Raw genomic sequence first — 9,384 nt, 5'->3', positions numbered from 1 at the left:
AAACCAACCCACCCCCACACACAGCACCACCGCACCACGCGAAAAGGGGCCCCGTGCACACGCACCGGGCCCCTTCGCCACACCCACACCCCACCAACCCACCAGGACTTCCCGGTTCAGCGGGGCACGGAACGGACCAGCAGCAGCGCGATGTCGTCGGTGCGGTGTCTGGACCGCTCCGCGTGGCTGATGAGCGAATCGGCCACCTGCTCCAGCGGCTCACCGCCGCAGCGGGCGAAGGTGGAGCCGAGGCCGTCCAGTACGTGGTCGAGGTCGGCTCCGGGATCCTCGACCAGGCCGTCGGTGTAGAGGGCCAGCGTGCTGCCGATCGGCAGCTCGACCCGGGTCAGGGGATAACAGGCGGCGCGCTCCACGTTCAGCACCATGCCGTTGTGCTCTCTCAGCACCTGTACCCGGCCGCCGGTGCACAGCAGTGGCGGGGGGTGTCCGGCATTGGCCAGCCGGACCACCCGCTGCGACAGGTCGACCCGCAGGCAGGCGCAGCTGGCCAGCAGGGTGGTGCCCAGCTCGAAGAGCAGGCGGTTGGTGCGGCCCAGCACGGTGCTGGGATCGGCGTCGGCCGTTGCGAAGGCGTGTACGGCGGTGCGGATCTGGCCCATCAGCGCGGCGGCGTTGACGTTGTGGCCCTCGACGTCGCCGATGACGATGGCGGCGGTGTCGCCGTCGATGCGGATGAGGTCGTAGAAGTCGCCGCCGATGTCCATGCCGTCCGTGCACGGGAGGTAGCGCGCGGAGGTCTCCAGGCCCGGGACGACGGGCAGCGCGTGCGGCAGCAGGCTCTCCTGGAGCCCCTGCGCGAGGCTGAGTTTGGTGTCGTACAGCCGGGCCCGGTCCAGGGCCTGGGCGATCAGGCCGCCGAGGGCGGTGAGCACGGCGCGTTCGTCCACGGTGAAGCGGTGCGCCTCGGCGAACGCGAGTACGCAGGTGCCGATCAGTCGGCCCGAGACCACCAGCGGCAGGTAGGCCCAGGCGGCCATGCCGTCCTGGGTCTCCCGCCGGCCCGGGTAGAGCCGCTCCAGTTCGGCGCGGGTCTCGAAGAAGGCGGGTACCGGGTTGGTCAGCGCCTGGACGCCCGGGGTGGCGGCGGTGAGCGGGGTGCTGTCGAACTGCTCGACCAGGCCCGGCGGGTAGCCCCGGTGGCCGACGATCCGCAGTCGGCCGCTCTCGGCCAGCAGCACCGCGACCGCCTGACCCCCGAAGGCGGGCACGATCTGGTCGGAGATCATGCTCACCACGTCCTGCACGCTGACCGCCTCGGTCAACGCACCGGCCAGGTGCAGGATGTGGTACAGCACCCCGGCCCGCGTGGGTATGTCGGGACTGGTGGCCGTTTGGAAAACCTCCAGTTCGTGCTCGGCGACCTCGGCGTCGGTGATGCGCAGGGTGAGTCCGGAGACGTCCGGAAAGAGCCGGAAGGACAGCCATCGGTCCGGGGGCCGCAGGGCCACGAACGAGGTGGGCTGCCCGCTGATCACCGCCGCCCGGTACCGGTCCTCGTAGACGGGATCGCGGAGCCAGGGCAGCGCCACCCAGGGCCGGGCGCCGATCAGCCGGTCGGCGGGCTCCCCCAGCAGGTCGGCCGCGGTCTCGGTGACGACGGTCAGCAGACCGCGCTGGTCGATGGCGCAGAGCCCCTCGGGCAGCCGGGCCGTCATGGCGCTCAGTGCGCTGGCCCGCTCGGTGCTGACCCCCAGGGGCTTGCGGCCCGGTCGGGCGGGCTGCCCGGCGCGCTCGGCCCGTTCCAGTTCGCCGGTCAGCCCGCGGGCGAGCTCGATGAGCCGGTCGCGCTCCTGCGGTGACAGCTCGGGGGGGTGGGCGGCGGGCCAGAGCAGGAACACCGCACCGTACGTGCGCTGCGGGGTGGCGAGCGGGATCGCCGCGAGGCAGAAGGCGTAGGGCATGGCCACCGCGACCCGCGGATACCGCCGCGCCAGCTCCGCTGCACCGCCCACCCACACCAGGCGGCCGTCACGCGCCGCGTCCGCCACCGGGATCGGTGCGGCCAGGCCGACGCGTTCCCAGGGCCGGGTGAACTGCCGCCCCGCCCCGAGCGTCATCGTCAGGTGGAGCACGGGAGGGGCGCCCCCCAGCAGGTACAGTCCGCCGACGTGTGCGCCGAGTCGGCCGGACGCCGACCGCAGGATCCGGGCCAGCGCACCGAGGTCGCCCTCGGCGACCGGTTTCGTCCCGCTGGACCCGAGCCGGGAGAGTGCGGGCTGTGACGTGCTCACCGCAACCACCTCGTCTCCGGCCGACGGGGGTGCCCGCGACGGCCTTGTTCCCATAGTCGCCCGGACGACACCGAATGTCCCGTACGGCGGATCCGCGGCCGGTGACCGCGGCCGGACCGCTGCCGAGCGGAGAGCATCGGCCCCGGCGGGCCTCGGAGCATGCGCTGCCGTGGCCCCGGGGGCAGCATGAGAAGCATGGATGCCCGGCCCGGACCGCACGGAGCGCGTGGCACGGGGGCCTACGCTGCGCAGACGGGCGGCCGACAGCGCCGGGGCAGCCGCCCGGGCTGTCCCGACGGTCGCGTCGCGCGTGATCGCGTCGCGCATGATCGGGCTGCGCGCGACCAGGGTCCCGCGTCGGGATCGGGTGCGGAGCTCATCGGTGGCCCCGTCGAGTCCGCCGCGCCGCTGGCGCCCGGTCCGGGCCCGGGTGAGAAAGGGCTCAAGGCCAGTGCCCTGGGGCCGTTCTCGTCGGTGGTGATCGGTCTGGCTTCCACCGGTCCGGCGTACAGCCTGGCGGCAACGCTCGGGCTGATCGTGGCGGGGGTCGGCCTCCAGGCCCCGATCGTCACGATGCTGGCCTTCATCCCCATGCTGCTGATCGCCTACGCCTACAAGGAGCTCAACGCGAGCGACGCCGACTGCGGGACCGCCTTCACCTGGGCGACCCGCGCCTTCGGCCCCCGCGCCGGCTGGATGGGCGGCTGGGGCATCATCGTCGCCGACATCATCGTGATGGCGAACCTGGCGGAGATCGCCGGCATCTACAGCTTCCGCCTCCTGGGGTTCGCCTCACTCGCGGACAGCAGGCTGTGGACCACCGTCGCGGGGGGCGTCTGGATCGCCGTGATGACCGCGGTCTGCTACATCGGCATCGAGGTCTCGGCCGCCGTCCAGCGCCGGCTCCTGTGCATCGAGGTGGCGGTGCTCGTGCTGTTCGCCGTCATGGCGCTGGTCAGGGTCTACACCGGGGGCGCCGGGACGGCGATCCACGTCTCCGCCTCCTGGTTCAACCCGTTCGAGGTGTCCTCGGCCAGGGCGCTGACCGCGGGCATCCTCTCCGCCGTCTTCCTCTACTGGGGCTGGGACACCGCCGTCTCGGTCAACGAGGAGACCGCCGACAGCAGCCGCACCCCCGGGCGTACGGCGGTCCTCTCGACCGTACTGCTGCTGGTCATCTACGCCCTGGTCTCCACCTCGGCCCAGGCGTTCGCGGGAGTCGGCACCGAGGGCATCGGACTGGGCAACACGAACAACTCCGGAGACGTGCTGTCCGGGCTTGGCCACGCGGTCTTCGGCAACGAGGGCCTGGGCTGGTTCTTCACCAAACTGCTGATCCTCATGGTGCTGACCTCCGCGGTGTCCTCCACCCAGACCACGATCCTGCCGATGGCCAGGACCGTCTTCTCCATGGCCGCGCACAAGGCCATCCCCTCCCGCTTCGCCCGGGTGCACCGCCGGTACCTCACCCCGACCTGGTCGACCATCGGCATGGGCCTCGCCTCGATCGGCTTCCTCGTCCTGCTGACCACGGTCAGCCGCAACGTCCTGACCGACTCCATCGACTCGGTCGGCCTCGCGATCGCGTTCTACTACGGCCTCACGGGCTTCGCCTGCGTCTGGTACTACCGCAAGGTGCTCACCCGCAGCGGCCGGGACCTGCTGTTCAAAGGCGTGCTCCCCGCCCTGGGCGGGCTGATGATGCTCTACTTCTTCTGCTACGCCGCCTTCGACGTCTACGCCGACCCCGCCTACGGCTCGACCGCCTTCGACCTGCCCGTGATCGGACGGACCGGCGGGGTGACCGTCCTGGGCCTCGGCGCCCTGCTGATCGGCGTCGTCCTGATGCCGATCGTCACCCGTGAGCACACGGCGGCCCTCCGGCTGCAACGGAGCCTGCTGCCGCAGCACCTGCCGCCGCAGACGGCGGTCGAGTCGGCGAGCCGTTACGTGCCCGCCGACAGCCGGTCCGGGGTGGGCGGCGACTGGTTCGACGTCATCCCGCTGTCGGGCACCCGGGTCGGCCTGGTCGTCGGCGACGTGCTCGGCCACGGACTGCACGCCGCCGCCACCATGGGACGCCTGCGCACCAGCGTGCGCGTCCTCGCCCGGCTGGACCTCGCCCCGGACGAGCTCCTCTCCCGCCTGGACGACGTGGTCGAACAGGCCGCCCAGGAGCAGGCCGGCCTCCCCGGCCGGTCCGGCTCGAAGCCGCCGGGCGACGAAGCCCACGGCGTGACCTGCCTGTACGCGGTGTACGACCCGCTGACCGGGCAGTGCAGCATGGCGCGCGCCGGACACTCACCGCCCGCCATCGCCCGGCCGGACGGCGGCGGCGTCAGCTCTCCGGAGCTCCCGCCGGGCCCCGCACTGGGCATGGGCGGCCTGCCGTTCCGGAGCACGGACCTGCCGCTGCCCGCAGGCAGCCTCATCGCGCTTTTCACCGACGGCCTGATCCAGACCGCCGACCACGACGCCGAGGTGGGACTGCGCCTGCTCACCGACATCCTCGCCCAACACCGGCGACCCCTGGAGGAGCTCTGCGACCGCGTGATGGCCACCCTGCTGCCGGGGCCGGTGGACGACGACGCGGCGCTGCTCCTGGTCCGCACCCGGATGCTCGACGAGCACCAGGTGGCCGTCTGGGAGCTGGACGCCGACCCGGCCATGGTCGCCGGCGCGCGCACCGCGGCCACCCGGCAACTGCACGAGTGGGGGCTGGACGACCTCTCCTTCACCACCGAGCTGATCGTCAGCGAGCTGGTCACCAACGCCATCCGTTACGCCGACGGCCCGATCCACGTCCGGCTCATCCGCGACCGGAGCCTCATCTGCGAGGTCTCCGACACCGGGCACACCACACCCCACCTGCGCCACGCCGAGAGCGACGACGAGGGCGGCCGCGGCCTGTTCATCATCGCCCAGATGACCCAGCGGTGGGGCACCCGCTACACCCCCACCGGCAAGACCATCTGGGCCGAACAGGACCTCTCCGCCGGGGAAGCCACCTGACGGTCGCGCTCAGGAGAGCGGGCTATCTGCCCCAGATCTTCCGGTACGCCGCCCGGTAGCCCGGCGGGTCCCAGGAGGTGGCTCCGTTGCTGTTGGCGGCCGTGGCGATGTGGACCGGTGCGACGTAGCCGCTGGCGGGGCTGCCGGAGAAGGCACGGTTGAACTCGTCGATGATCTGCCAGCCCTGCTCGGTGAGCGGCTCGGGGACGGTGGCGGCCTGGAACTGTCTGCTGTCGATGCGCTGGAAGGCCGAGGGGTCGCCGTCGCCCGCGCCGATGTTGTACGGGGCGCCGCCGCCCGGCTTGTCGGCCGCCCGCAGGGCCGGGGCGGCGTCGGCGAAGTACAGGTCGTTGATGGCCACGGAGAACGTCCACCGGCCCTGGAAGCGGGCGAGGAGGGAGGAGACCTCCTGCGGGGTGCGGCTGCTCGAGTCCGGGATGGGGATGTTCTCGTAGGCCAGCAGCTTCACGCTCGGGCAGGTGGCGAGTTGGTTCCTGATCAGTTCGGACTTGTTCCTGGCGAACGGGATCGAGTCGTCGGTGAAGACGACGGTTCCGGCGTTCCCGTTGGACTCCGCGATGATCCAGTCCGCGCTGCTCCTCGCGACGTCGGCGACGCTGGTGGTGATGTTGCTGAAGAGCGGGGGGTTCGTACTCGGGCCGGGCGCGGCGACCGCGTGCCAGCCGACCAGCGGGATGTGCGCCGCGTCGGCCTGCGCCAGCTGCTGCTCGGTCAGCCCGGGGTCGAAGCCGCCGATGACGATGCCCGCGGGCTTGAGGTCGATCGCCTGGCTGAACGCCGCCTGGACGCCGACCGGTGTGCCCTGCCCGTCGATCACCCGGACGTTCCATCCGATGACCTTCGCGGCTTCGATGACGCCCTTGGCGACGCCTGCGACACCGGGGTTGGTCATGGTCTGGGCGACGTAGGCGATGGACCTGTCGGAGACCGCCGTCGGGCCGCTGGTGGGGCCGGTCCAGGAGATGTCGATGCGCTCCGCCTGCTGGACGTTCGCCTCGGCCCGGGCGAGAGCGGTCGGGCAGCCTGCCGTCGACGGCCCCACGGGCGAGGGCCCGGCGCCGGTCGACGAGCCGCGCTCGCAGCCGACGACGGTGGCGGCCGCTGTCAGCAGGGCTGCGACCGCGAGGGCAGTGCGGCGGTTCGGGTACACGGGCGCTCCTTGCGGAGGGGGATCGACGGCGCGGGGGTGCCGCCAGGGGTCACGGCGGGGACACCGGGCCGTTCACGGCGCCTCCTGCGGAGCGGGCCCGTCGGTCGGCGGCGCAGCCGACGGCTTTACGGGTGGACGGCCGGTGCCGGTGCCGGTCCCGGTGGCGGCGGCGCGCAGGCGGCGGCGCGCGGAGTAGCCGGCCAGGCCGACGGCGATGAGCAGCGCCGTGCCGTTGAACAGCGGAATCGCCCAGAATTGGGCGCCGAGCTGGCCGATCCCGGCCAGGCCGATGGCGAGGACGGCGACGGCGGCCACGGTTCCCAGGGCGTTGACCCGTCCGGGCTTGATCGCCGTGGAGCCGAGCAGCGCGCCGACGAAGGCGGGCAGCAGGTAGTCGAGGCCGACGCTCGGGCTGCCGATCTGCTGCTGCGCGGCGAGCAGCACACCGGCGAAGCCGACGACCAGGCCCGATCCGGCGAAGGCGTAGACGCTGTACCGGCGGGTGGGGATGCCGACCAGTTCGGCGGCCCGAGGGTTGGAGCCGATGACGTACATGTACCGGCCGAGCGGCAGCCGTTCCAGCAGCAGCCACAGGGCGACGGCGAGGACCAGCACGTAGTAGGCGGAGACCGGCAGGCCGAGGAACTTGGAGTCGTAGAGGTCGGTGAAGGCGGCCGGCAGGCCGTTCGCACCGGGGACGATCCGGGCGCCGCCGGTGATCCAGCCGGTGAAGGCGTACAGGACGCTGCCGGTGCCGAGCGTGGCGATGAAGGAGTCGATCTGCCCGAACTCGACGACGACACCGTTGAGGGTCCCGAAGACCGCTCCGCCGAGGATCACCACGAGGCAGGCGAGCGGCCAGGGCCAGCCGCCGTCGACGAGCAGATGCAGCGTCATGACGTGGGCGAGGCCGAGTCCGTAGCCGAGGGAGAGGTCGAACCGGCCGGTGACGATGGGGATCGTCGCGCCGAGCGCGAGGATCGCGGGGATCGACTGGTTGGAGAGGATCGAGGAGATGTTGTCGACGGTGGGGAAGGTGTCCGGCAGGACGAGGGAGAAGACCAGGAACAGCAGGGCGGCGAGGGCCGGCAGGCCGTAGGTGCCGACGTGGTGCCCGCGCAGGCGGTCCAGCGGGGACCGGCGGGAGGGGGACGTGCTCATCGGTCCGTCGCGGTACCGGTGACGGCGGGCATGGCCGAGGCGGTACGGGTGAGTGCGGTGACGGTCAGGGCCTCGCCGGTCAGCTCGGCGGTCACGCTCCCTTGGACGAATACCAGGGCGCGGTGACACACGGTGGCGACCTCCTCGAAGTCGGTGGAGATGAGCAGGACCGCCTGGCCGGCCGCCAGCGCCCGGTCGAGCAGGCGGTAGACCTCGGCCTTGGCGCCGACGTCCACGCTGGCGGTCGGCTCCTCCAGGATCAGCATCCGTCGGCGCACCCGGAGCCACCGTCCGACCATGACCTTCTGCTGGTTGCCGCCGGACAGGGTGGCGATCGGGGCCTCGCTGTCGCGGGGCTGCACCGAGAACCGTTCGATCAGGGCGGCGGCCTCGGCGCGCTCGCGCCGGGGGCTGATCCGGTGCAGTGCCCGCAGGCCGTCCACCCGGGGGTTCGCCAGGAAGTTCTCACGCACCGTCAGTTCTGCCGCGCAGCCTTCCTCCTGGCGGTTTCCGGTCACCAGGCCGACGCCGGAGCCGACCGCCGCGGCGACCGTGCGCGGGGAGTACGGCCGCCCGGCGAGCAGGACCCGCCCGGCGAGGATCGGCCGGGCGCCGGCGAGGGCGCGGCCCAGGGCGAGGTGGCCGGCGCCGGTGAGGCCCACCATGCCGAGGACTTCACCGGCGTGCAGCTCCAGGCTCACCGGTCCGGTGCCCTCGGTCCGGACGCCGTCGAGGCTCAGCACGGCCGGTCCCTCGGCGGGGGCGGTGGCGGGCCGGTAGCCGGCCGGTTCGCGGCCCACGATGTCGCGCACCAGGCGCCCGAGGCTGTGGCCGGCCAGCGGACCGGTGCTGATGAGGCGGCCGTCGCGCAGGACGGCGAAGGTGTCGGCGACCTTGTACACCTCGTCGAGCCGGTGGGTGACGTAGACGATGCCGTGCCCCCGGTCGCGCAGGGTGTGCAGGACGTCGAAGAGCCGGGCGCAGTCCGCGGCGGGGAGGCTGGCGGTCGGCTCGTCCAGGACGACGAGCTCCGCCCGCGTCGCCAGGGCGCGGGCGATGGCCACCAGTGAGCGTTCGGCGGGGGCGAGGTCGGCGATCCGCGTGTCGGGGTCCAGGTGTCCGGCGACGATCGCGAGCGCCTCGGCGCAGCGCTCCCGGGTCCGCCGCCAGGAGACCAGGCCGTGTCGGCGCGGGTAGCCGGCGACCAGGGCGATGTTCTCGGCGGCCGTCATCCAGTCGACCAGGCCGAGGTCCTGGTGGATGAAGGACATGCTCCGGGAGGCGGCGTCGGTGCCGAGCGGGTGCCCGGCCACCGTCACCTCGCCCTCGTCGGCGTGCTGGACCCCGGCGAGGATCTTGATGAGGGTGGACTTGCCGGCGCCGTTCGGGCCGAGCAGCGCCAGGATGCCGCCCCGGTGGATGTCGAGGTCGACCCCGGCGAGTGCGAGGGTACCGCCGAACCGCTTGCCGAGTCCGCGGATCCGGACCAGCGGGCCGCCGTCCACGGGCGGGCCCGCCAAGGTGTCGGGAGTGTCAGGCATGGACCTCTCCAGGGCTCGTCCTCCGAGTCCTTCCCGACTGCGTCGGGAGCCCTACTGGGCGCCCGGCGGTGCGATGTCCCCACATATGCGATGTCCCCGCATGGCGCCTTCTCGCGGTGCACCTTCCTACCATCCGCTCCCGGCCACCGCGTCCCTGACACGCCAGGCCCCGCGACCTTCCGGAGGGCGGGTCATTCGATCCCGGGAATCTCCTCCGGCCAACTCGCGAGGATGTCCGGCGCGTGCC

The 9,384-nt window shown here is 72.6% G+C and carries 5 protein-coding genes; 1 reads left to right on the top strand and 4 read right to left on the bottom strand.

What is annotated here, in order from left to right; genetic code table 11:
* Positions 1–116: 116 nt before the first annotated feature.
* Positions 117–2,252 carry a GAF domain-containing SpoIIE family protein phosphatase gene (locus tag UK12_RS30715; RefSeq protein ID WP_045306483.1) on the bottom strand — a complete coding sequence of 712 codons (2,136 nt, stop codon included), beginning with the start codon at positions 2,250–2,252 and terminating at the stop codon, positions 117–119.
* A gap of 477 nt (positions 2,253–2,729) precedes the next feature.
* Between UK12_RS30715 and UK12_RS41790 the strand changes: the two genes are divergently transcribed.
* Positions 2,730–5,264: a SpoIIE family protein phosphatase gene (locus UK12_RS41790; protein WP_197085301.1), complete on the top strand. Its 2,535-nt coding sequence runs from the start codon at positions 2,730–2,732 to the stop codon at positions 5,262–5,264.
* A gap of 22 nt (positions 5,265–5,286) precedes the next feature.
* Here UK12_RS41790 and UK12_RS30705 read toward each other — a convergent pair whose 3' ends face one another.
* From UK12_RS30705 to UK12_RS30695, 3 genes are all read right to left on the bottom strand, one after another.
* A complete protein-coding gene (locus tag UK12_RS30705) occupies positions 5,287–6,435 on the bottom strand; it encodes a substrate-binding domain-containing protein (protein ID WP_045306482.1) in 1,149 nt (382 codons plus the stop codon).
* Positions 6,436–6,507: 72 nt separating this feature from the next.
* Positions 6,508–7,596 carry an ABC transporter permease gene (locus UK12_RS30700; protein ID WP_045306481.1) on the bottom strand — a complete coding sequence of 363 codons (1,089 nt, stop codon included), beginning with the start codon at positions 7,594–7,596 and terminating at the stop codon, positions 6,508–6,510.
* Positions 7,593–9,137, bottom strand: coding sequence for a sugar ABC transporter ATP-binding protein (locus tag UK12_RS30695; protein WP_045306480.1), 1,545 nt, complete (start codon positions 9,135–9,137; stop codon positions 7,593–7,595). The genes UK12_RS30700 and UK12_RS30695 overlap by 4 nt, the downstream gene beginning before the upstream one ends.
* Between the last annotated feature and the right edge of the window lie 247 nt (positions 9,138–9,384).

The organism is Saccharothrix sp. ST-888 (assembly GCF_000955975.1).
In the GTDB taxonomy this organism is placed as follows: Bacteria; Actinomycetota; Actinomycetes; order Streptomycetales; family Streptomycetaceae; genus Kitasatospora.
Note: the sequence above shows the minus strand (reverse complement) of the source record. Positions and strands in the feature narration are given on the sequence as shown.

Coding starts and splice junctions, on each gene's coding strand:
- UK12_RS30695 (WP_045306480.1), bottom strand. CDS start 9,137: ATGCCTGACACTCCCGACACCTTGGCGGGCCCGCCCGTGGACGGCGGC.
- UK12_RS30700 (WP_045306481.1), bottom strand. CDS start 7,596: ATGAGCACGTCCCCCTCCCGCCGGTCCCCGCTGGACCGCCTGCGCGGG.